Source organism: Bradyrhizobium sp. USDA 4516 (genome assembly GCF_054055915.1).
In genome coordinates, this window is record NZ_JBSRXT010000001.1 from 8092938 (window position 1) to 8115270 (window position 22333).

The following is a 22333-nucleotide window of genomic DNA, read 5'->3' on the forward strand; positions in this document are numbered from 1 at the left end:
GGATTTGGTCGCGTTACGGAATGGTCGCGGCCTTCGGCGGCTTGGCGCGGGGCAGATAGGTGCCGTGGTCCTTGCCGCCAATGAGCGTACCGTTATCGACGACGACCTTGCCGCGCACCATGGTCAGCACCGGCCAGCCCGTGACCTCGAGCCCCTCATAGGGCGTGTAGTCCGCGCCGTCGTGGATCAACTCGTGACGGATCGTCACCTTGCGCTTCGGGTCCCACAGCGCGATGTCGGCATCCGAGCCGACCGCGATCGTACCCTTGCGCGGATAGAGGCCGTAGATCTTGGCATGGTTGGTGGCGCTGAAGGCGACGAAGCTGTTGAGGTCGATCCGCCCCTTCACCACGCCTTCGGAGAACAGGATCGGCAGCCGCGTCGCCACGCCCGGGATTCCGTTTGGCACCCAGCGGAAGCTGGTACGTCCCTTCGGCGCAAGCTTGCCCTGCGGGTCGTCGTAACGGAACGGACAATGGTCCGACGAGAACACCGAAAACACCTTCTGCTGCAGACCTTCCCAGCAGGCCTGCTGGCTGGCGACGTCGCGCGGCGGGGGCGAGCAGACGTATTTTGCGCCTTCCATGTTGAGCTGATCGAGATCCTTTTCGGTCAGCATGAGGTATTGCGGACAGGTCTCGCCCATGACCCGCAAGCCCCTTTGCTGCGCGCGCCGGATTTCGTCCATCGCCTCGCGGTTCGAGACATGCACGATCATGATCGGCACGTCGACGAGCTCGGACAGCGAGATCGCGCGATGGGTGGCCTCGCGCTCGACCGGGATCGGCCGCGAGGTCGCATGGAAGCGCGGCGCGGTGTTACCGGTCCGTTCGAGCCGGTCGGTCAGGAAGCGGATGGCGTCGAAATTCTCCGCATGCACCATCAGCATGGCGCCGGTCTCGCGCGCGACCGACATGGTCTCGAGCAACTCCCGGTCCGACAGCGCGAGGCCCTCATAGGTCATGAAGACCTTGAGCGAGGTGTAGCCGTCCTCGACCAGGGCCGGCAGCTCCTGGCCCAGCACATGCTCGGTCGGATCGGTGAGGATGAGATGGAAGGCGACGTCGACATGGCACTCGCCTTCGGCCAGCGAATGGTAATGCTTCAGCGCCTCGCGCAGGGTCTGGCCCTTCTCCTGCAGACAGAACGGCAGCACGGTGGTGTTGCCGCCGAAGGCCGCCGATCGCGTGCCGCTGGCAAAACCATCGGCCATTACGATGCCGTCGCCGGACGGCTGGGCGAAGTGGACATGGCTGTCGATGCCGCCGGGCAGCACCAGGCGGTCGGTGGCGTCGATGATCGTGGCTGCATCGCCGAGATCATGGCCGAGCGCCGTGATCTTGCCGCCGCGGATACCGACGTCGCAGGCGAAGGTGTCGGCCGCGGTCACCACGGTGCCGCCGCGGATAATGGTGTCGAAGGACATCAGTTTGTTCCCTCCTTCGGTGAGCGGTGTTCGATGATTGCGGCGAGTGGCTCGGCCAGCCCGCGCGTCGGCTTCGGATCGGGACGGCGGAAGGTGCCGGCCACCGCCTTGCGCGGCTTGAGCACGGCGAGCGTCTCCGCCTGCCGCACCGCCGCCGCGACCGGATCGACCACCGGCACCGGAATGCGGTCGCGGACTTTTGCCGCGAGTCCGGCAAGCGGTGCGCCCGACAGAATGACGACGTCGGCGTTGTCCTGATCGACCGCACGGTTGGCGAGCGCGACCAGCAGCTCCTCCTTCTCGGCCTGCACCTCCGAGATCGACTGGAAATGACCGTCAAGCGTGCGAATGCCGGCGCAGCGCGAGCTCAGCCCGTGCATGGCGACGCATTCCTCGTACCAGGGCGCCAGCGCGCCGGCGAAGGTGACGATACCAAACCGGCGGCCGAGCATACAGGCCGTGAGCATCGCAGCTTCGGCCAATCCCACGACGGGGAAGGCGAACAGCTCACGCGCGCCGAACAGGCCGGGATCGCCGAACGCCGCGATGACAGCGGCATCGACGCCGGGGCCGGCTTCAGCCAGCATCTCCAGCGCGATCGCACCACCGATCTGGGCCTCGGCGCGGGTGGCGATATAAGGCACGCCGCGCGCGGCGGTGAGCGGCACGAGCTCGGTGCCGGCCGACGCCGCCTTGCTGCCGGCGGCATGGAGCAGATCCGTCACATCAGCCGTCGTGTTGGGATTGAGCAGCAGGATCTTCATGGCGCAACGTCCCTCGTCTTGCGGCCGCGTGGCCTTGCCGGTGCCTCCGGTGCCGCGGCGTCGTCCGCCTTGTCGTTCATTGCCTTGGCATCCAGCGTCTCGGCGACGATCTCGCCGGTGCGGCGCACGTGGTGGGCCAGTATCTGCCCGGCCCGGGCCGCATCACGCGCCTTCAGCGCCGACAAAATCTCCTGATGCTCTTGCACCGATTCATCCCAGCGGCCGAGCACCGACAGCGCGAAGAAGCGCGCCCGCTCGGCCCGCGCCAGCAGCGCCTCGTGCGTCGCCTTCAACACGGCATTGCGGGCGAAGCCGACGATCGCCGAATGGATCTGCTGATTAACTTGAAAATAATCGCGCAGCTCGCCGCGGCCGTGATGCCATTCGATCTTGTCCTGCAGCGCCGCGAGCCGTTCGAAGTCGTCCGGCTCCATGCGCAGCGCAGCGAGCTCGGCGGCGCAGCGTTCGATGCCGCTGACGGCCTCGAACAGTTCGGCGAGTTCGGCACGGCGGAACGGCGCCACCACGGCGCTGTGGTTGAGCCGCAGCTCGACCAGGCCCTCGCTCGCCAATTGCTTCAGCGCCTCGCGCAGCGGCGTGCGCGAGACGCCGAGCGCGTCGGACAGGTCCGCCTCCCCCAGCGATTGCCCCGGCGCCAGCTCGCCGCGCACGATCATGGTGCGCAGCCGCGTCGCCGCCTGCTCGTGCAGCCCAACCCGCGGCACGCGCAGACGGCGCCGTTGCAGCGCGGTCATCGCGCGCTTGGGTTCCTTGTTACGTCTGGTCGCCTTGGGTTCAGTCACCGCTTGCCTTCACTGTCATGATTGGAGATCGCGCCCTCCCACGTGGATCGCGGCGGCCGCGCGCAGATCGGGGTTCGAGAACAGGCTGCCCCAGCCCTGCACGCGCGACGGATCGCAGCCGGCCGCGGCAAGGCATGCCCACAGTGTCACCGCAATCGAATCCAGCACCGGGACGCCAAATCCGCGCTCCAGCCGCTCGGCCGCGCCGGCGCCGCGCATGTTGGTACAGAGCACGACGGCGGCATCGCAGCCCTCGCGCACCACCTCCTCGATCAGCCGCGCGACCTCGGCCTCGCTGACCTCGGCAAAGGAGAAATTGTCCTGCAGCGACAGATGCCGCTCGGCAAAACAGTGCAGCCCCTGCGAATTCCAGTTGGCGACGATCCGCTCCTGCACGTCCTTGCGATACGGCGTCACCAGCCCGATGCGGCTGGCGCCGATCCGCCGCAACACGTCGCGATAGGCCAGCACCGTGGTACAGGCCTTGATACCCGTTGCCGCCGTGATCTCTTCGCACAGGCTCTCGTCGCGGTCGAAACCGAGCCAGCTTGCCGAGGTGCCATTCCAGGCGATGACGTCGACCTTGGCATGCGCCAGCAGCTCGGCCGCGCGAAGAATCTCGCTGGCGTCGAACTGGCGCAGCGCCTGCTCCGACAGCGCGATCTCGGTCACCTTGAAGCGCGAGAAATGCGCCGAGACGTCGTCGACGCCCGATAGCATCGCGCAGGTGATCGGCTCGAGCGCGGTATTCGACGACGGCGTCAGCATGCCGAGCCGGACGGGACGTGTCATTGGTGAGCCTCATCAAGCGGCCGAATCCTTGGCGGATTCGGCCGCATCCGTTTTAGACCGGGAGCTTGCGGCTGTAATCGATCAGGGTCGAGCAGATCAACAGCGCAATGCCCGCGGCGGCGAAATACATCAGGGCCAGGAAATAGGAGCCGGTGGCCTGCACGATGAAGCCGACGATCAGCGGCGTCGTGATGCCGGCGATGTTGCCGCCGAGATTCATGCAGCCGCCGAGGAAGCCGGACTTGCCGCGGCCCGCCAGCGCCGACGGAATCGCCCAGTACATGCCGCACCAGCGCAGGAAGAACAGCGTCGTCGACAGCAGCACCACGACCGCAACCGCGTTGGTGACGTAGGCGACGAGGAAGATCGACACCGTCGCCATGATCGCCGCGATGCCGAACAGCGTGCGGAACACGGTGTTGGGCGACCCTCCCCGCTCCCGCCAGTTATCGCCGATCCAGCCGCCGACCAGTTCGCCGACGAAGCCTGCGAAGAAGATGATGAAGGACGCGCCGCCCAGCGCCTTGATGTCGAAGCCGTGCACCTTGAACAGGTAGGTCGGCATCCAGGTCAGCAGCCCGTAGAACGTGGTGTTGAAGAACATCCAGCCGAGGCACATGCACCACACCGAGCGAAACCGGAAATACGCCATCCAGCTTGCGCCCGAAGACGGCGGCGTCGCCGCATCCTCGATCGCGTGCGCCTCCTCGAGATAGCGCGCCTCGGCTTCATTGACCGACGGATGCTCGCGCGGCACGTTGCGGATGTAGTACCAGGCCCACAGCCCGCACAGCATGGTGCCGACGCCGGCGATGACGAAGGCGACGCGCCAGGAGCTGAACGCCGCCATCAACCAGGCGATCACGATCGAGCCGAGCGCCGCACCAAGCGGCGCGCCGCCGTCCAGCAAGGTGGCGCCGCGGCCGCGCTCGGTCTGCGTCATCCAGATCGCGTTGAGCTTGCCGCCGGCCGGATAGATCGGCGCTTCCGACGCGCCGAGCCCGAGCCGGGTCAGCAGCAGCAGCATCCAGCTGGTGGACAGCGCCGCCAGCGCCTGGAAGAAGCCCCAGAACAGCGTCGCGAGCGCGATCACGATGCGCGGCTTGAAGCGATCGGCGAGCATGCCGCCCGGCACCTGCATCAGCGCATAGGTCCAGAAGAACGAGCTCAGGATCAGCCCCTGCATCGCCGGATCGATATCGAACTCCTTGGCGATGACCGGCATTGCGACCGAGAGCGAGGCGCGATCGATATAGTTGATCGAGATCAGGAACAGCATCAGCAGGAAGATCTTCCAGCGGACGCCGCTCGGCTTTGCCGCATCTGCCATTGCGATGGTGGACACCTGATCGCTCATTGCTTGCTCCTCCCGACAGATTGTTTTGCCCTGCCGCGCCCCTCGTCCTTGACGGTCGCTGGCCTCTCCTGCCCTGCGTGAAGTCTGCTTCAAGGCGGCAAACGGGACAAGCACATTTTGTATTCTGCATACAAATTAGTTTATCTTATTGATATAAATCGATATTTTATCAATCTTGCGCTTCAATTGAGCAGCCGATGATCAGGAATTGGGCGTCAGGTCAGCCGCGCGAGGCAGGCGATTGCAGGGAATTGGCCCGGCGTCGCCGCTGCAACAAATCGCCCGCCTCGGTGCTCTGCTCACTGCAAAAACGAGCGTAGCCCGCATGAGCGAAGCGACATGCGGGGACAAAACCAGCCCCGGATATCGCTTCGCTCATCCGGGCTACGTAGGCACGGACAGCGGCGCCCCGGGGCCGTTGCCCGGGACGCAGTGAGTGAGCTAGCGACGGATGAAGGCCGCCACCACCGCGCTGGAGGTCGCGCAGACAGCGACCACCAGGAACACCAGCGACGTCTGGTTATGCTTGTCCATGAAGTGGCCGATCATCGGCTCGCCGAGACCTGCGAACAGATAGGCGAAGAAGTTCATCACCCCGGTCGCGGTCCCTGCCCGCTTGTGGCCGACCAGATCCGGGCACAGCGCCCAGAACGAGGATTGCGGACCGTAGGTGAAGAAGCCGCACAGGAACAGCACCGTCATCCCGAGAACGATGTCCGAGGTCGGGATCGCGTACATGCACAGCGAGGTGACCGCGGCGAGCGCCATGTAGAGCACGATGGCGAGGTAGCGGCGCGAGCCGAACACCTTGTCCGAGACCCAGCCATTGCTGAACGCGCCGACCGCCATGCCGACCGGCAGCGCGATGCTGATCCAGCGCGGATCGATCACCGAGGCGGCGCCGGCCTTGGCCCAGTTGCTGCCGAGGAAGTGCACGGGCACCCACACCAAGAGGCCGTAACGCGCCGCGTTCTGGAAGCCGATCGCGACGCCGGCGACCAAAAGACGCCAGTTCGACAGCACCGCCTTGTAGCGCGCCAGCGAGCCCTCATCGGCGCTGACCGCAGTTTCCGCAGAGGCGACATCGTCGGCCTCGTCATGGGGCGAGGCAAAGCCCATGTCCTCGGGCTTCTCGCGCGCGATCAGATAGAACGCGATGCCGCCGAGCAGCAGCAGCACTACCGGAATGCGGAAGATCCAGCGCCAGTCGAGCTGGAAGTAGCCGACCACGACCAGCGAGGTGACGAACGACAGCACCGAGGCAAGCCCCGCCGCGAATGTATAGAGCCCGTAGACCGTGCCGCGCTCGTGGCGGCCCCACCAGTTCGACAGCAGCCGGCTGCCCGGCGCCCAGCCCATCGACTGGAAATAGCCGTTGATGCCCCAGAACGCGGTGAGGCTGACGATCCCGGTCGACAGGCTGGTGGCCCAATTCATGATGAAGGAGAGGATCGCGCCGGCGCTCATCACGCGGCGGCCGCCGAACTTGTCGCCGAGATTGCCGTTGATGGCCTGCCCGACCGCGTAACACCAGAGCAGCGCCGCGCTGGCCCAGCCCAGCGCCTCCTTGGTGACGCCGAATTCGGCCTGGATGCCGGGAATGGCGAAGCCGAAGGTTTGCCGCCCGGTGTAGAAGAACAGATAGCAGAACATCGCCGCGAACAGCATCCGCCACTGCGCGCGGCGGAACGATGTCGCAAGCTCCGGATTCTGGACTCCGACCGAGCCGACGCCCGACGGACTGAACGTGATCGACATTAAGGCCTCCCCTTTGTTTGGTTGATCGCAGTCGGCCGCCGCGTTGTTCTTGTTGTCCGCGTGCGGCCCTCGTCGAACGCGCTGCTCTAGACCGGCCAGGGCAGCGAATAGGTCTTGACGTTGGTGAAGCTCTTGATCGCCTCCTGCACGCCTTCCTTGTAGCCGAGGCCGGAATCCTTGATCCCGCCGAACGGCGACATCTCGATCCGGTAGCCCGGCACTTCCCAGATGTTGACGGTGCCGACATCGAGCTCGTTGACGAACCGCGTAATGTAGTCGAGCCGGTTGGTGCAGACGCCGGACGACAGGCCGAACGCGGTCGCGTTCGAGATCCGGATCACGCTGTCGATGTCGTTGGGCACGCGGATGATCGGGATCACAGGCCCGAACGTCTCCTGCATCACCAGCTCGCTGGTGTAGGGAATCCGGTCGACCACGGTCGGCGGATAGAGCGCGCCGTCGCGAGCGTTGCCGTGCAGCAGCTCGGCGCCGTCGGCGACGGCGGCATTGACGCGGCGCTCGAATTCCTTCGCCGCGCCCTCATGGATCACGGTGCCGACGTCGACCGTCGGGTCCATCGGGTCGCCGCATTTCAGCTTGCGTGCCTTCGTCAGCACCAGCGCGGCGAAATCGTCGGCGACCGCCTCGACGCAGAGGATACGTTTCACGGCCGTGCAGCGCTGGCCGGAATTCTTGGTGGCGCCGGTCACCGCGAGCTCGGCCGCCTTGTCGAGGTCGGCGTCCTCCATCACGATCAGCGGATCGTTGCCGCCGAGCTCGAGCACCAGCCGCTTGTAGCCCGCTTTATTGGCGATGTGCTTGCCGACCCTGACCGAGCCGGTGAAGGTGACGAGATCGGCGTCCGGATCGGTGATCATCGCATCGCCCATCGAATGCGGATTGCCGGTCACCACCGACAGCATTTCCGGCGGCAGCCCGGCCTCGTACAGCACGTCGGCGAGCGCGAGCGCGGTCAACGGCGTCAGCTCGGTGGGTTTCAGCACCACGCGGTTGTTGGTCGCGATTGCGGGGGCGATCTTGTGACTCACCATGTTGAGCGGATGGTTGAACGGCGTGATCGCCGAGATCGCGCCGAGCAGCGGGGTGCGCGTCGTGAAGATCTTGCGCGCCTTGCCCTGCGGGCTGATGTCGCAGGAGAACGTCTCGCCGTCATCCTTGATCGCGAGCTGGCCGGCAAAGGAATAGACGTCGTAGGCGCGCCCGGCCTCGTAGAGCGAATCCTTCCAGCACAGGCCGGACTCGGCGGTGATGAGCCGCGCGAATTCCTCCTTGCGCCCGGCCAGGATCTCGGCGGTGCGCAGCAGGATGCGCTGGCGCTCGTAGCGCGTCAGCTTCGGCTTGAACGCGGCTGCCCTGGCGAAGGCGCTGCGCACATGCTCCGGCCGCGCCGCCGGCACGGTGCCAACCACCTTGTTGGTATAGGGATTGAAGACCTCGACATGCTCGTCGGTGTCGACGAGGCTGCCTGCGATCCGCATCTGCTCGTGGCGAACGGCCGGGCTCTGGATGTTCATGGCACTGTCCTTGGGGTCCGAATGCGTCACTGGATGCGGTTGAGCGCGACGTCGAAGGCGTCGAAATTGCGCAGGGCGTGACCGGCGGGCAGCGCGATCCTGCGGTTGGCGATCAGCGGCACCCGCTCCTCGGTGAGCCCGCCATGCGAGCGCAGCGGCTCGGTCAGGCCCGAGAGATCGTGACGGGACTCGCTGGTGCCCAGCACCTTGTGCCTGGTCGAGATCACGACGATGTCGCCGATCCGGTCCGGCGGCAGCTCGAACCTGGCGCAGGCCTCCTTGCGCGTCAGCGCGACCTCGATGCCGCCGGTCGCACGCAGCCGCGACAGCAGCGTATCGACGTTGGCGCCCTCCGGCGTGTAGATGGTCGCGAACGAGCCGAGCGAGCCGTGATGGGCGACATAGGGATCGGTGATCGGCAGGATCACGCGTGCGGCGCCCGTACCGGTCCAGTCGTCCATGACGTCCTGGAGGTAGATCACGTCGGGCTTGCCGTCGGGCAGGAACTTGTCGTTCATGCCGTGGTCGGCGGTCGCCACGATGTTGCAGCCGAGCGCATCCAGCTTCGCAAGATAGCCGTCGATCATCGCGTAGAAGTCGTTGGCGATCTTGGTGCCGAGCCCGACCTTGTGCTGGATGTAGTCGGTGGTCGACAGGTACATCAGATCGGGACGGTAACGCTCGACCAGCTTGACGCCGGCCGCGAACACGAAGCGCGACAGATCGGCCGAGTAGACCTCGGGCAGCGGCAGGCCGACGAAATCGAGCACGTCATCGATGCCGTTGGCGGCCCTGGTGGCCTGGTCGGCCTTCTCGGACGAGAAGGCGATGGCGCGGCCGCTGGAATAGTCCAGACCGTACGCAAGCAAGGTGCGCAGCTTGTCCTTGGCGGTGACGGCGGCAACCTTGTAGCCGGCGTCGTGGACACCGGCGAGGATGGTCGGTGCGCGCAGGAACTTCGGATCGTTCATCATGACTTCGGCGTTGTTCGCCGTGTCGTAGAAGTAGTTGCCGGCGATGCCGTGCACCGCGGGCGGACGTCCGGTGATGATCGAGAGGTTGTTCGGATTGGTGAAGCTCGGGATCACGCTGGCGGCATGGACGTGCGCGCCCTCCTTCATGAAGCGCGCGAAGGTCGGCGCGACGCCGGCCTCGATCGCCCGCTCGATATAGCCGGGCTCCGAACCGTCGAGGCAAATCACGACGGTTGGCCGCGTCGGCGCCTCGTAATCGCGCCCGTTCACGGTGATGGTTTTACGATTGTCTTGCATGATGCCTCTCCTCGTCACTGCGCCGTCGTCACGCGTTCGCCGCGCTCGGCATCCGCTGCGTCTGCGCTGCCTCGATCAGCCGTTCCTTCGACCCTAAGAAGTTGCGGCCGCGCTCGCCCTCCAGCGAGTCCGCGATCAGCGCGTGCCATTCGGCGCGCTCGATCCTGTAGGCGGCCGGATTGCAGGAGATGCCGAGCCGCGCCATGAAGTCCTCGAGATCGTCGGCCGCGCGGGCCAGGTCGGCGCCGAAGATCTGCCTCAAGCTGTCCTCGCAGAGCCCGCCCGCCCCTTTGACGCTGCGCAGCACCATCGGCAGCGAGAACGAGCAGGCGATGCCGTGCTGGACGCCGTGCCGCAGCGTAATCGGATAGGACAGCGAATGCGCGATCGCGGTCTTGGTGTTGGAGAATGCCAGGCCCGCGAACAGCGCCGCCTGCGCCATGCGGCTGCGCAGCTCGAGATTGCCGAGGTCGTTGGCGAGCTTCGGCAGCACCTCGAGGATGCTGCGTGCCGCGGCCACCGCGTGGTTGGCCGACACCGGATTGTTGTTGACGTTCCAGATGCTCTCCAGCGCATGTGACAGCGCGTCGAGCCCGGTGCTGACGGTCAGAAGCTGCGGCTTGCCGAGCATCAGGCGCGGATCGATCACGGCATGGGTCGGATAGAGCGACGGACGCGCCAGCGAGTATTTCTTGCCGTTGGCCTCGTCCCACACCGTGCCCCAGCAGGTCACCTCGCTGCCGGTGCCCGCGGTGGTCGGCACCGCGATGATCGGGATCGCCGCGAGGCGCTCGGCGCCCTGCTGCGTCTCCAGATAGGTTTTGACGGTCGCGAAGTCGCCGCCGGCGGCCGCGAACACCTTGGCGGAGTCGATCACCGAGCCGCCGCCGAGCGCGACGATCACCTCGGGCTGCCTCGCGAGCCCGGCAAAGCGCGCGGTCTGCTCGGTAAGCAGGCGGTAGTCCGGATTGGGCGCGACGTCGCGAATGGTCAGGACAGACGGTCCCGCCGCGGCGCGCAGCCGCCGCTCGAGCTCGTCGAAGATCGGCTCGCCATAGGTCACGAGCGCGTAGGCGCGCTTGCCGATCAGCCCCGGCAGCTTGTCGAAGCTGTCGGCTCCGAATTCGATCCTCACCGGGTTGGAATAAGTCCAGTCCATCCGCGCGTCCTCCGTTTGGCGCGAAGGTACGGCGCCGGCTGCTATTGACAAATTCATTCTACGGATGCGTTCTATTGATTATGTCAATAGTGTTCAGCCAGCTTCGCGCCTTCCACGCGGTCGCCACCCATGGCGGCTTCACCGCGGCCTCGCGCGTGCTCAACGTCGGCCAGCCGACATTGACCATCCAGGTCAAGGAGCTGGAGGAGAGCTACGGCGTCGAGCTTTTGATTCGGAAGCCGCGGCATACCGAGCTCACCGAGGCCGGCGCCGCGCTGTTCGAGATCACCCGCGGCATCATGACGTTCTGCGACGAGGCTCACGACCTCCTGGCCGCGCACGGCAAGGCGACCAAGGGCCATCTGCGGGTCGCGACCGTCGGGCCGTTTCATGCCACCGAGATCATCGCGGCGTTCAAGCGCGATCATCCGGAGGTGCAGATCTCGACCCTGCTCGGCAATTCCGAACGCACCTTCCGCCACATCGTCGACTTCGAGGCCGACGTCGCGATCCTGGCGGAGGTGCCGGAGGATCCGCGCGTCACCATGATCCCCTACCGCACGCACCGCGTGATCGTGTTCGTCAACCGCGACCATCCCTGGTTCAAGCGCAAGTCGGTCAGGCTGCGCGAGCTGGCCGACCAGCCCATCGTGCTGCGCGAGCGCGGCTCGACCACGCGGCGCGCGTTCGAGGCGACGATGCAGGCCGAGGGCATCAGGATCGAACCGGTGTTCGAGATCGAGAGCCGCGAGGGTGTGTGGAAGGCGGTCGAGCGCGGCCTGGGCATTAGCGTCGTCGCCGACTTCGAATTCGTGCCGCATCCCAATCTGCGCGCGCTGGAGATCAGCGACCGCACCATCAAGACCCAGTACAGCATCGCGCATCACAGCGGACGCGGCCATTCCCCGATCATCAAGGCGTTCATCGACACGGTCCGGCGGATGAAGGGGCGTGATGCTACCGCGAGGGGGTCTTCGGCCCGGCCTTGAGTGCGAACAGCGCCAGCAGCGCGGCCAAGCTCAGAGCCGATGTGACCGCAAGCGTGTAGCCACCGAGCGGCGAGATCAGGAATCCGAATATGAGGGGCGCGAGGGCTTGAGACAGTCGCGACGGCGCGCCGAGCAGTCCCAGGCGGTAGCCGTAATCTTTCGGACCGAATATCGCCAGCGGCAGCGTGCCGCGCGCGATCGTCAGGATTCCATTCCCTGCACCGTGCAACAGCGCGAACACCCCCGCGAAGCCACCGCCGAACAGGCCGATGACGCAGGCGCCCAAGGGATGTGTGATGCAGGCCAGGCGCGCCGACCAGAGCGGGTGGAAGCGCTTCAGCAGGCTCGCTTCGACAATGCGCGCCGCCACCTGAGCCGGGCCGATCAGTGCGCCCGCCGCGATCGCCTGCGCCTGCGTCGCACCGAGCGACTCCAGAATTCGCGGCAGATGAACCGCCATCGCCGACGTCACGCTCCAGGCGGCGGCGAAGGCAAAGGCGAGTAACACCATCGCGCGGTCGATGGCGATGTGCGGCTTCGGCGTGTCGGCCGCGATCCGATGCTCCCGTTTCAGCTTGGGGATCAGGAGGCCGTTGAGCGGCAAACAGATCAGGATGTGCGCCGCAGCCCAGCCGAAACAGGTCCAGCGCCAGCCGATGGTTGCGAGCCCCCACGCACTCAGCGGCCAGCCGATCGTGCTGGCAAAGCCCGCGATCAATGTAATGCCGGTGATGGAGCGACGGGCGGCGTTGCCGTAAATGCGCCCGAGCGCCGCGAAGGCGGCATCATACAGGCCAAGGCCCATGCCGACGCCGAGCAATAGCCAGCTCACCGCCATCAGCACGCCGCCCTGCGACAGCCCGAGCAGGATCAGCCCCGACGCCAGGATGAGGTTGGACGCGCAGAGCACTTCGCGTCCGCCCATTCGGTCGATCTGGCGGCCGACGCGCGGGCCGAGCAGCCCGGAGATCACGAGCGCCATCGAGAACGCGGCGAACAGCCAGTTCGTCGAGATACCGAGGTCCCGCGCGATCGGATCCGCGAGGATGGCGGGCAGATAATAGCTCGCCGCCCAGGCAAGGGTTTGCGTGGTCCCGAGCGCAACGATCAGGACGTTGTCTGCACGGCGGCTCATCCGGCGCGCGCACCCGGCGTCCTGGGCGGGACCACTTCTCCGTCCTCCTTGACGAATTGGCCAATGCCAGTGGCGAGAAGTTCAAGCACAGCCTCGGACGGCCGGCACAGTTTCACGCCGTTCGGCGAGACCACGATCGGCCGATTGATCAGGATCGGATGCGCGATCATGAAATCGATCAACTCGTCGTCGCTCCATTTCGGATTGGCAAGGTCGAGCGCTGCATAAGGCGTGCCTTTCTCGCGGAGCAGCGCGCGGGGCGTCATGCCCATGGCCTTGATCAGCGCGATCAGCGTGTCGCGCGCGGGCGGCGTCTTGAGATACTCGACGATCTCCGGCTCCTCCCCGCTTTGGCGGATCATGGCCAGCGCGTTGCGCGACGTCCCGCAAGCGGGATTGTGGTAAATCGTGATCGTCATCGGATTGCTTCCATCTTCGTTTCGCTCTGCCGCAGGAGCCACGTCATCAGCGCCAGCGCGGCCATCGCCCCCAGAATCTCGGCGACGATGAATCCCGGCAGGTCCTGCGCGCGGATACCGGAAAACGTATCGGTGAATGATCGCGCGATGGCAACGGCCGGGTTGGCGAAAGACGTGGAGGCGGTGAACCAGTAGGCGGCGGTGATGTAGAGCCCGACCAGCCATGGGATAGCGGCCTCGCGAAACCGCACGCCACCGATGATCGTTGCGACCAGTCCGAACGCGGCAACGAATTCCGCAAACCACTGCGGGAACCCGGTCCTCGCCTTGGCGGAGAACACCAGGAGCGGCAGGCCGAACATGGCATGCGCGACCATCGCACCCAGGATTCCCCCGAGCACCTGCGCCGCGACGTACTGCGCGGCGTGCGGCGGGCGGAGCTCGCCCTTGAGCGTGAACACCAGCGTCACCGCCGGATTGAAATGCGCGCCGGATATCGGTTCAAGGATCGTGATCAGCACCACCAGCATGGCACCGGTCGGCAGCGTATTGCCGAGCAGCGCCAGCGCCACGTCCTTGGTCAGGGTTTCTGCCATGATGCCGGAGCCGACGACGGTCGCGACCAGAAGCAACGTGCCGAGACATTCCGCCACAAGGCGCCGTGGCAGATCGAAATCGCGCATCACGCACGCGCCTTCTTCTTGCTGGTGGAAGGCTTGCACTGGGCGGCGGCGAGCGCCGGCGCGCAGATCTCCGGGTGGCCCGCGCAGCAATCCTTCATCAGGAAGGCGATGAGGTCACGCAAACCGGTGAAATCCGCCGAGTAGATGATCGAGCGCGCCTCGCGGCGCGGCACGATCATGCCGGCGTGCTCGAGGTCCTTCAGATGGAACGACACGTTGGATGGCGACACCTCGACCGCCTCCGCAATCGCCCCCGCGGCCATCCCCTCGGGACCCGCCTGGACCAGCAGCCGCACGATCCGCAGCCGCGTTTCCTGCGACAACGCGGCGAAGGCGGTTCGGGCTTGACGCTCCTCCATCTTTCGATAATCCTACAATTCAACAATCGTTGAAATGAGGATAGCAGCCATGGACACGCTTGCCAATACCCGTTCGATCGTCGGCGCCCTGCTTCCGGTGGAAGAGCTGTCATCCGCGGCCCTCCTTTCCGGCCTTGAGGCGCACAAGGAGAAACCGCTGATCTTCAGCTACGACGGCCGGGACGTCCGCCCGAGCTACCACGTGACCGAAGTCAAGACCGGTTCGTTCAGGGCGCTCGATTGCGGCGCGAACCCGGAGAGCTGGAGCGAGACCTTCATTCAGCTCTGGGACATCGAAGAGGAAAACCGCGGTCACATGCCGGCCGGAAAATTTCTTGCGATCATCCGCAAGGTCGACGAGGCGGTCGGCTTCGACCCGCAAGCCAGGCTGACGTTCGAGGTGAGCGACGGTGTTCGGCCGATGCAGATCTATCGCGCGGAACGCATGGAGACCGGCGACGCTGCGATCCGCGTCCATCTCTCGGCGCGCCCGTCGAGCTGCAAGCCGCGCGACCGATGGCTCCAGGACCAGCAGTTCTGCTGCGCACCGAAAACCAAACAGCCGTGCTGCGGGTGATGGATGCTTGAACGCCTGATATGGCCAGACGTGTCACGCGGATTGGCGCTCGCGGCCAAGGCTGCCCGGAAATTGCCGATCACTGAGTTGCCCGACGGGTCAAGCCCTCGGAGCAAAAATATTTCGCTTTATCCGAAGGACAACTCAATGTATGAATAACCCGTCTCACCCGATCGAGGGGCGCTGCGCATCGTCAGGAGTGTTGCGGTGAGATGCGGTGGACGCGGCAAGCGCAACTGACGAGTGCGCATGATGCGGACGGCGAAATCGTGCAGGCCTGACGCCCTAGCGGCAGGTGTCCTCTCGCAAAGTGCGCAAGCGTTTGCGAGGGCGGCGACAAAAAAGCCCAGTCTCGCCGGGGAGAGCACGTATAAGCCGTAACCCATCGCGCAGGGAAAGCCGGGTTGTTTCCGGTTACACCTGTGGTCCTACCCCCGAGCTTTCTACCTTTTGCTCGGGGCCCATGGGTGCGATCGGCACCCGGCTTTCCCTGCGCCCTCTGTTCAAGAGAGGGCGGAACAAAAAGCAAAGCTCGGGCAGATCATGTCGCGAGGACGCGGAAGCTTGATTCACAGCTCGCGCAACACGCTCGCTGTCGTCCCTGCGAAAGCAGGGACCCATAACCACAGATCGGCATTGTTGCGGGACGGTCGAACGAACGAGTCCCGTTCACAACACGGGCCGCGGAGTATGGGTCCCTGCTCCCGTGCGCAATTGCGCACTAGGCAGGGACGACACCGAGATTGCAGCGATGATAGAGCGCGCCCTACCCGCTCAAGCCGCCGTCGGCTCGCTCGACAGCGCGGCGAACACCGTCTCCGGCGAATGGGCGATCACGGCGAGCAACGCGCGGGCGGGTCCGCGCGGCGCGCGCTTGCCCTGCTCCCAGTTGCGGATGGTTTCCACCGGCACGCCGAGCTTGGCGGCGAATTCGAGCTGGGTGAGCTGGGCCCGGCGGCGCAGATCGCGTACGGCCGGCTGCGCTGCCGCAGGCTGCATCGCCGCCTGGTCGGGATGTGCGGGCACGAGCGGGATTTCCTGCCCGTCGCGCAATTCGACGATCCGTCCGTCCGCCTTGAGCCGCAACCGCTGCATGATGGCCCCCGTGATGGCCGCTTGGAGATAGCGGCATCATCGATGAAGCGCGTTAAGTTCGGATTAACGATAAGCGGCCCGGCGCGGCTCGCGCCCGAACCATGCGCCGCCCTGCCCGCGAGCGCGTTACTTGAGGCCGAACCACAGCGTGGCGATGCCGAGGAACGAGAAGAAGCCGACCACGTCGGTGACGGTGGTGACGAAGGTGCCGGAGGCGACCGCGGGGTCGGCCCGCACCCGTTCCAGCACCATCGGGATCAGGATGCCGCCGAGCGCGCCGGCGACCAGATTGCAGATGATCGCAAGCCCGATCACGATGCCGAGGCCGGGGATCTTGAACCACGCCACCGCGGCGACGCCGGTGATGACGGCAAAGGCGATGCCGTTGACGAGCCCGACCATGGTCTCGCGCAGCACCACCCGCATCGCGTTGTACGGGCCGAGCTCGCGGGTGGCGAGCGCGCGCACCGCGACCGTCATGGTCTGGGTCGCGGCATTGCCGCCCTGGCTCGCCACGATCGGCGCCAGCACCGCGAGCGCCACCATCTTCTCGAGCTGGCCCTCGAACAGACCGAGCACCGACGAGGCCAGGAATGCGGTGGCGAGATTGACCAGGAGCCAGTTGAAGCGGCCGCGGGCGATGGTCCACACCGTGTCGGACAGCTCTTCGTCGCTGGTGACGCCGCCGAGCGCCTTCAAGTCTTCGTCTGCCTCCTCCTCGATCACGTCGACGACGTCGTCGATGGTGATCACGCCGACCAGCCGGTCGATGGTGTCAACCACGGGAGCTGCGACCAGGTTGTACTTGCCGAACATCCGCGCGACCTCTTCCTGGTCTTCCAGCGCGGAAACCCGGCGACGGTCCTCGTCGAGCAGGTCCTTGATCGGGACCGGGCGGCGCGCGCGCAGCAGCACGTCGAGCGGCACGGCGCCGAGCAGGTGCTTGTCGGCATCGACCACATAGATTTCGTAGAAGCGATCCGGCAGGTCCGGCGTGTCGCGCATGTAGTCGATCGCCTGCCCGACATTCCAATCTGGCGGCACCGCGATGAACTCGGTCTGCATCCGCCGGCCGGCGGAATTCTCCGGGTACAGCAGACTGCGCTCGATGTCCTCGCGCTCGGCCGCTGGCAGCTTCTCCAGGATCTCTTCCTGGTCCTCCTCGTCGAGACTCTCCAGGAGCTCGACGGCGTCGTCAGATTCGAGCTCGCGGACGCCCTCGGCAACCGTCTCCGGCTCGAGTTCCTCGAGGATCTCCTCGCGGACGGTCTCGTCGACTTCGTTGAGCGCCGAGAAGTCGAAATCGGTGCCGGTGATCTCGACCAGGGTGACGCGGTCGTCCGGCTCCAGCGCCGCGATCAGGTCGCCGAGATCGGCCTCGTGCAGTTCCGCCACCACCTCGCACAGCAACGGCCGGTCGGCGGCGTGGATGGCCCGGGTGATCGCCGCGACGAATTCGCCGCGGAGCTCGCCCTCCTCGTCCCACATCGGCATCCGGGCCAGCGGATCGGCCTCGGCGGGTTCGGCAACGTCGAAATTCTCGGCCATGCCGTGTTTCGCCGGTTTGACAGGAGGGGAAAAACTGGTTGGATGAGTGCGGAACGGATTACCTAATCGGTGGGGCCCAGTGCAATGAGAAAGATGTCGAGCGCACCGCGACCGCTCCGGAAGGCTTTCGCGGCGCTGGTCGCGCTCGCGCCTGTTGCACTGTTCGGCTCGGCGCACGCCGCCGAATGCCAGCGCAAGGACGCGCTCGGTACCTCACGTGTGCTCGAGGTCGACCCTGCGACCTATCCGCGCGTCGGGTTGAAGAGCTTTCCGCAGACCCTGCCGCTCAGGGATGGCGAGATCGTGCTGACCTTCGACGACGGACCGACGCCGGGGGTCACCGACAAGGTGCTGACGGCGCTGGCGGCCGAATGCGTGCAGGCAACCTTCTTCATGGTCGGCCGCAACGCGGCCGATCATCCCGATATGGTCCGCAAGATCGCGCGCCTCGGCCACAGCATCGGCTATCACAGCTGGGACCATCCGCATCTCAACAAGCTCCCGCTGGATCAGGCCGAGGCGAACATCAACCGGGGGATCGAAGCGGTCCAGAAGGCCCTGCGCGGCACCGCAAGCACGGTCCCGAGCACGCCATTCTTCCGGTTCCCCTATTTCGAATCGACACCCGCCCTGCTGGACCATCTGGAAAAGCGCGGTATCGCGGTGTTCGGAGCCGATTTCTGGGCCAGCGATTGGAACAAGATGACCCCCGAGGAGGAACTCAAGCTGCTCACCGGGCGGCTCGAAGGCCACCGCAAGGGAATTATACTGCTGCATGACCCGCAAATGCGGACAGCCGAGATGCTGCCCGCCTTCTTGAGGTACCTGCAGGAGCATAAATACCACGTCGTCCACATCGTCCCGGCGGCGCTGAAAACCGTGTCCGACCGGACACATTGAACCCGGGACGCTAGGTGGATTACAGACCGTTAAGGCGGCATTCATGGCGCCGCACCTAAGGATTCGTCAGTGCGTTTGGAATGCGGCCGAGATTCGATGATTGCAAACGTCTTGGTGATGATCCGGAAGCGGTCGCGGACCGTGGTCCGCGCGGCGCTGCTGGGCTGCGGCTTGATGACGCCGTACGCCGCCCTCGCCGCAGACTGCCCTAACCCCAACGCACTCGGCACCTCGCGGACCCTCGTCGTCGATCCCAAGGAGCATCCCCGGATCGGCACCATGCAGTACCCGGAGACCTTGCCGCTCGCCGATCACGAAGTGGTGCTGACCTTCGACGACGGGCCGCTACCTAAATATAGCAACCAGGTGCTGGCCATTCTCGCCAGCCAGTGCGTCAAGGCGACCTTCTTCACCATCGGCTCCCAGGCCCGGTTCAATCCGGAGGGCGTGCGCAAGCTGATCGCGGCCGGACATACCGTCGGCACGCACAGCCAGAACCATCCGCTGACGATGAACAAGATGTCGCTCGAGAAGGTGCGGCAGGAGGTCGACGACGGCATTGCCTCGACGATCGCAGCCCTCAATGGCGACAAGAGCAAGCTCGCGCCGTTCTTCCGGATTCCCGGCCTGATGCGCGCCGAGATCCCGGAGACCTATCTGGCGTCCCAGGGCATCCAGGTCTGGAGCGCCGACTTCCCCGCGGACGACTGGCGTCACATCTCGCCGCAGCGGGTCTATGACCTCGCGATCCAGCGGATCGAAGCCAAGCGCAAGGGCATCCTGCTGCTGCACGACATCCAGCCGCGCACCGTTGCGGCGCTGCCGCGCATCCTCAACACGCTGAAGGAGCGCGGCTACCGGATCGTTCATGTCGTGCCCGCAACGCCCGATCGCCCGGCGACGCCGACCCAGCCGCAGCAATGGTATCTGCATCCGCCGACCGAGACGGTGGCGACCACGCGCTGGCCCAGGATTCCGAACTTCGTCTTCACCGCGACGCGGACGCTGCCTGCCCCGGTGCTTGCCGACATGGATTGGCGCGATGCCGACATCCTCGACCACGCACAGCGCACCCGGGTCGCGATGCCCGTCCGCACGCTGTGGCCGCAGCCCCAGCTTGCGCGGTTCGCATCCGTCCCGACATTGCCGGTCCCGGCGCCCGACGTGTTCCGCGTTCCCGAAGCGCTCGACCTGACCCTGCTCGCAGCCCGATCGGCGGCCAATCGCCGCCTCGTGCAGCGTGCGACAATTGGCGTTGGCGTATCGCGCGCGCAGGCGTTCTCCGCGCGCCAGGCCAGGCATCCGAAGCAGGCTGCGCATCAGGGGCCCGCCCCGGCGCACGGCCGAGGCCACGGCGCGCCCTTGCATGTCGCGCCGCCGGCTGCCGACAACGCGTCAGTCCACGTCGCCAATAATGTGAAGAAGCGCGCGCCGCGCGCCGAGGCGTCGGCTGGCAGGCGCGTGCCTGATTGACGTGATTTAGCTGGCCAGGATCTTGGCGACGCAGAGCAGGATCACCAGCGCCAGGAAGAAGATATCGATATAGGATTTGATCTCGCCAGCATGCCTGAGCACGGTGACATCGGCGACGATCTGCCTGCGCGAGGCGACACCATTTGGCCCCTCGCCGGCCGCCGCGGCGAGCCGCCGCGTCTCACCCTCCAGGCGCTCGATGCGCTGGAAGAAATAGAACGAGCGCAGGCCGGAAAAGGCGTGCATCGCCGCATAGACCAGGACCAGAATTGCGACCGTCGCGCGCTGCTCGTACTTCTCCAGAAGGTTCAGCGTGAAATAGACCAGCCCCAGGAACACGAAGTTGGAGACCACACGGTAGGCGTAGCTCGCAAAGATCATCAGGCGCTCCGGTAAGGCAAGCTTGCAGCCGCGCGATTGGGGGAAAGCGGTCGGCTTCGGTCGGCAACACCAAACCGGTAAGGCCATGCATCCGCGAATCTACCTGACCGGTGTTACATGACCGCATCGACCTGCACCTCCACGTCACCCGCCTGCACTCGTCGGACCTGCCCCCGGAGGCACGGGCCGGTATAGCCGGCGAGCGGCCACGCTCCGAAAAGTCCAGCGATTTCAAGGATCAGCTGAGGTGTGGTGCGCTCGGAGGGACTCGAACCCCCACGGTGTTACCCACTGCCACCTCAAGGCAGCGCGTCTACCAATTCCGCCACGAGCGCTTGGGATACCGGATGGAACCCCGAAGGCACCGCCGGATCGACGGGGCCATGTAACAAATCACGGATGCAGGGACAAGGCGATTAATGCGGGAATTAGCCGCGAACCCCGGGAGATTTCGGCAGCATCTGCTTGACCTCGACGGCAATCCGGTTGCGGTCGACCAGGACCACGCCGCTGGCCACCGGCAGGTTGTTGGCGAGGATCTTGACCTCGTCGGCCTCGGTGGCATCCAGTTCGATGATGGCGCCGCGGGACAGCCGCATGACCTGGTGAATCGGCATCGTGGTGGTGCCGAGGACCACCATGAGATCAACGCTGACTTTATCGAGGGTGGGCACTTCTGAACCGCCGAACGGGAACTAGATTGTGGGTTCACCTGACCACGTTAGGGTTAGCTAATGGTTAACGACCGCCAGAGCCTCGATTTGACGACCTTTGCGCGCCCTTCGGGCGGCGAAGCGGTCGAATGGCGGATTTCCGACCGCGCGGTGCCCTACCTCGATTCGCTCGCCGCAATGGACGAGCGGGTAGTGAAGATCGCGACGGGCGCGGCCCCCGAACTGGTATGGCTGCTGGAGCACCCGCCGCTCTATACCTCCGGCACCAGCGGCAAGGCCGACGATTTGCTCGCGCCGCGCTTTCCGACCTTCCAGAGCGGCCGCGGCGGCCAGGTCACCTATCACGGCCCGGGCCAGCGCGTCGCCTATGTGATGCTCGACCTCAAGCGGCGCCGGCCCGATGTGCGCGCCTATGTCGCTTCGCTGGAGGAATGGATCATCCGCACGCTGGCCGCCTTCAACGTCCGCGGCGAGCGCCGCGAGGACCGCGTCGGGGTCTGGGTCCGGCGCCCGGACAAGGGACCGGGCTATGAGGACAAGATCGCCGCGATCGGCGTGCGGCTGCGCCGCTGGGTCTCGTTCCACGGCATCGCGATCAATGTCGAGCCTGATCTTGCGCACTTCCAGGCCATCGTGCCCTGCGGCGTGGTCGATCCGCGCTACGGCGTCACCTCGCTGCTCGATCTCGGACTGCCGGTCACGATGGCCGATGTCGACATCGCGCTCCGGCAGGCATTCGCCGAGGTGTTCGGCGACACCGCAGCGCGCCTGCCGGAAGCGACGTCATAGGCTTCACGCCGCCTTCTGCGGCGCGACCTCGAGCTTGCCGGCGATGTAGCGGCGCTCCTGGGTAAGGCCGCCGAAGCCGTAGGCGTCGCCCTTCACCTCGTCGACATGGGCGTAGCTCTCGGTATGCAGCGGCCCGAGCAATTCGCCCATCCGCTTGAACAGCGCCGCGAGATAGGCCGCCTTCTCGTCCTTGGTGTTAGTGCCCTCGGTGACGTGGATGTCGAGCCAGTAGCTTGCAAGCCCCTGCTCGGCGAGCGACTTGCCGCCTGCGAACCAGTCGCCGGCATCGGCCGACTTCACGATAACAGCGGTGACCTTCGGATCCTTGTGCAGAATCCGTGCGGTCAGGTCCGACGCGGCGGCGGCGATGTCGGACTTCAGCGACGGCCTCTCGCGCGAGGTCGCGTAGGTGACGGTGATGAGCGGCATGATCGGTCTCCTTGAAT

23 protein-coding genes and 1 tRNA gene are annotated in these 22333 nt (G+C 65.8%); 5 read left to right on the forward strand and 19 right to left on the reverse strand.

The window, feature by feature from the left end:
- Positions 1–13: 13 nt before the first annotated feature.
- From hydA to psrA, 9 genes are all read right to left on the reverse strand, one after another.
- Entirely contained in the window at positions 14–1426 is a 1413-nt protein-coding gene (hydA, locus tag ACVI1L_RS37405) for a dihydropyrimidinase (protein ID WP_456785131.1), read from the reverse strand.
- Positions 1426–2190 carry an aspartate/glutamate racemase family protein gene (locus ACVI1L_RS37410; protein ID WP_057020829.1) on the reverse strand — a complete coding sequence of 255 codons (765 nt, stop codon included), beginning with the start codon at positions 2188–2190 and terminating at the stop codon, positions 1426–1428. Before ACVI1L_RS37410 ends, hydA begins: the two co-directional genes overlap by 1 nt.
- On the reverse strand, positions 2187–2993 hold the full coding sequence (locus ACVI1L_RS37415) for a GntR family transcriptional regulator (protein ID WP_316395074.1): 807 nt from the start codon (positions 2991–2993) through the stop codon (positions 2187–2189). Before ACVI1L_RS37415 ends, ACVI1L_RS37410 begins: the two co-directional genes overlap by 4 nt.
- A gap of 15 nt (positions 2994–3008) precedes the next feature.
- Entirely contained in the window at positions 3009–3785 is a 777-nt protein-coding gene (locus ACVI1L_RS37420; RefSeq protein WP_076834556.1) for a maleate cis-trans isomerase family protein, read from the reverse strand.
- A 52-nt stretch (positions 3786–3837) separates the two neighbouring features.
- The gene (locus ACVI1L_RS37425; protein WP_057020831.1) at positions 3838–5142 is read right to left on the reverse strand and encodes an MFS transporter; all 1305 of its coding nucleotides are present in this window, start codon (positions 5140–5142) and stop codon (positions 3838–3840) included.
- A gap of 441 nt (positions 5143–5583) precedes the next feature.
- Positions 5584–6900: an MFS transporter gene (locus ACVI1L_RS37430; RefSeq protein ID WP_141342698.1), complete on the reverse strand. Its 1317-nt coding sequence runs from the start codon at positions 6898–6900 to the stop codon at positions 5584–5586.
- An 86-nt stretch (positions 6901–6986) separates the two neighbouring features.
- Positions 6987–8435 carry a phosphonoacetaldehyde dehydrogenase gene (gene phnY / locus ACVI1L_RS37435; protein ID WP_316395077.1) on the reverse strand — a complete coding sequence of 483 codons (1449 nt, stop codon included), beginning with the start codon at positions 8433–8435 and terminating at the stop codon, positions 6987–6989.
- Between the two features lie 26 nt (positions 8436–8461).
- Positions 8462–9709: a phosphonoacetate hydrolase gene (gene phnA / locus ACVI1L_RS37440; protein WP_371852169.1), complete on the reverse strand. Its 1248-nt coding sequence runs from the start codon at positions 9707–9709 to the stop codon at positions 8462–8464.
- 25 nt (positions 9710–9734) lie between these two features.
- A complete protein-coding gene (gene psrA / locus ACVI1L_RS37445) occupies positions 9735–10865 on the reverse strand; it encodes an iron-containing alcohol dehydrogenase PsrA (RefSeq protein ID WP_057020834.1) in 1131 nt (376 codons plus the stop codon).
- Between the two features lie 80 nt (positions 10866–10945).
- On the opposite strand from psrA, the gene ACVI1L_RS37450 reads away from it, so the two are divergent.
- The gene (locus ACVI1L_RS37450) at positions 10946–11854 is read left to right on the forward strand and encodes a LysR substrate-binding domain-containing protein (RefSeq protein ID WP_057020835.1); all 909 of its coding nucleotides are present in this window, start codon (positions 10946–10948) and stop codon (positions 11852–11854) included.
- On the opposite strand, the gene ACVI1L_RS37455 is transcribed toward ACVI1L_RS37450, so the two are convergent.
- The 4 genes from ACVI1L_RS37455 to ACVI1L_RS37470 are packed head-to-tail and all read right to left on the reverse strand — an operon-like array spanning position 11823 to position 14450.
- The gene (locus tag ACVI1L_RS37455) at positions 11823–12989 is read right to left on the reverse strand and encodes an MFS transporter (RefSeq protein WP_229192864.1); all 1167 of its coding nucleotides are present in this window, start codon (positions 12987–12989) and stop codon (positions 11823–11825) included. The genes ACVI1L_RS37450 and ACVI1L_RS37455 overlap by 32 nt on opposite strands.
- Positions 12986–13408: an arsenate reductase (glutaredoxin) gene (gene arsC, locus ACVI1L_RS37460; protein WP_456785132.1), complete on the reverse strand. Its 423-nt coding sequence runs from the start codon at positions 13406–13408 to the stop codon at positions 12986–12988. The genes ACVI1L_RS37455 and arsC overlap by 4 nt, the downstream gene beginning before the upstream one ends.
- Positions 13405–14091: an aquaporin gene (locus ACVI1L_RS37465; RefSeq protein ID WP_456785657.1), complete on the reverse strand. Its 687-nt coding sequence runs from the start codon at positions 14089–14091 to the stop codon at positions 13405–13407. The genes arsC and ACVI1L_RS37465 overlap by 4 nt, the downstream gene beginning before the upstream one ends.
- Positions 14091–14450 (reverse strand): ArsR/SmtB family transcription factor, encoded by a 360-nt coding sequence (locus tag ACVI1L_RS37470; RefSeq protein WP_057020839.1) that lies wholly within the window; start codon positions 14448–14450, stop codon positions 14091–14093. The genes ACVI1L_RS37465 and ACVI1L_RS37470 overlap by 1 nt, the downstream gene beginning before the upstream one ends.
- 49 nt (positions 14451–14499) lie before the next feature.
- Here ACVI1L_RS37470 and ACVI1L_RS37475 point away from each other — a divergent pair, with 49 nt between their 5' ends.
- Positions 14500–15027, forward strand: a complete 528-nt coding sequence (locus ACVI1L_RS37475; RefSeq protein WP_168857468.1) for a DUF6428 family protein — start codon at positions 14500–14502, stop codon at positions 15025–15027.
- Between the two features lie 774 nt (positions 15028–15801).
- Here ACVI1L_RS37475 and ACVI1L_RS37480 read toward each other — a convergent pair.
- Positions 15802–16122 carry a helix-turn-helix domain-containing protein gene (locus ACVI1L_RS37480; protein WP_028343385.1) on the reverse strand — a complete coding sequence of 107 codons (321 nt, stop codon included), beginning with the start codon at positions 16120–16122 and terminating at the stop codon, positions 15802–15804.
- Positions 16123–16248: 126 nt separating this feature from the next.
- On the reverse strand, positions 16249–17670 hold the full coding sequence (mgtE, locus tag ACVI1L_RS37485) for a magnesium transporter (protein WP_456785133.1): 1422 nt from the start codon (positions 17668–17670) through the stop codon (positions 16249–16251).
- 84 nt (positions 17671–17754) lie between these two features.
- On the opposite strand from mgtE, the gene ACVI1L_RS37490 reads away from it, so the two are divergent.
- Together ACVI1L_RS37490 and ACVI1L_RS37495 are read left to right on the forward strand one after the other, a co-directional pair.
- Complete coding sequence (locus ACVI1L_RS37490; protein ID WP_456785134.1) at positions 17755–18570, forward strand: polysaccharide deacetylase family protein; 816 nt, start codon at positions 17755–17757, stop codon at positions 18568–18570.
- A gap of 96 nt (positions 18571–18666) precedes the next feature.
- Positions 18667–20043 carry a polysaccharide deacetylase family protein gene (locus ACVI1L_RS37495; RefSeq protein ID WP_456785135.1) on the forward strand — a complete coding sequence of 459 codons (1377 nt, stop codon included), beginning with the start codon at positions 18667–18669 and terminating at the stop codon, positions 20041–20043.
- A 6-nt stretch (positions 20044–20049) separates the two neighbouring features.
- On the opposite strand, the gene ACVI1L_RS37500 is transcribed toward ACVI1L_RS37495, so the two are convergent.
- The 3 genes from ACVI1L_RS37500 to ACVI1L_RS37510 form a co-directional block, all read right to left on the reverse strand.
- Positions 20050–20424 (reverse strand): hypothetical protein, encoded by a 375-nt coding sequence (locus tag ACVI1L_RS37500; RefSeq protein ID WP_456785136.1) that lies wholly within the window; start codon positions 20422–20424, stop codon positions 20050–20052.
- 250 nt (positions 20425–20674) lie between these two features.
- A tRNA-Leu gene (locus ACVI1L_RS37505) sits at positions 20675–20759 on the reverse strand.
- 93 nt (positions 20760–20852) lie between these two features.
- A complete protein-coding gene (locus ACVI1L_RS37510) occupies positions 20853–21098 on the reverse strand; it encodes a FliM/FliN family flagellar motor switch protein (protein WP_076831216.1) in 246 nt (81 codons plus the stop codon).
- Positions 21099–21158: 60 nt separating this feature from the next.
- Here ACVI1L_RS37510 and lipB point away from each other — a divergent pair, with 60 nt between their 5' ends.
- A complete protein-coding gene (gene lipB, locus ACVI1L_RS37515) occupies positions 21159–21887 on the forward strand; it encodes a lipoyl(octanoyl) transferase LipB (protein WP_456785137.1) in 729 nt (242 codons plus the stop codon).
- A 3-nt stretch (positions 21888–21890) separates the two neighbouring features.
- Here the strand turns inward: lipB and ACVI1L_RS37520 are convergent, their stop codons facing one another.
- Positions 21891–22316, reverse strand: a complete 426-nt coding sequence (locus tag ACVI1L_RS37520; RefSeq protein WP_456785138.1) for a tautomerase family protein — start codon at positions 22314–22316, stop codon at positions 21891–21893.
- Positions 22317–22333: the final 17 nt, after the last annotated feature.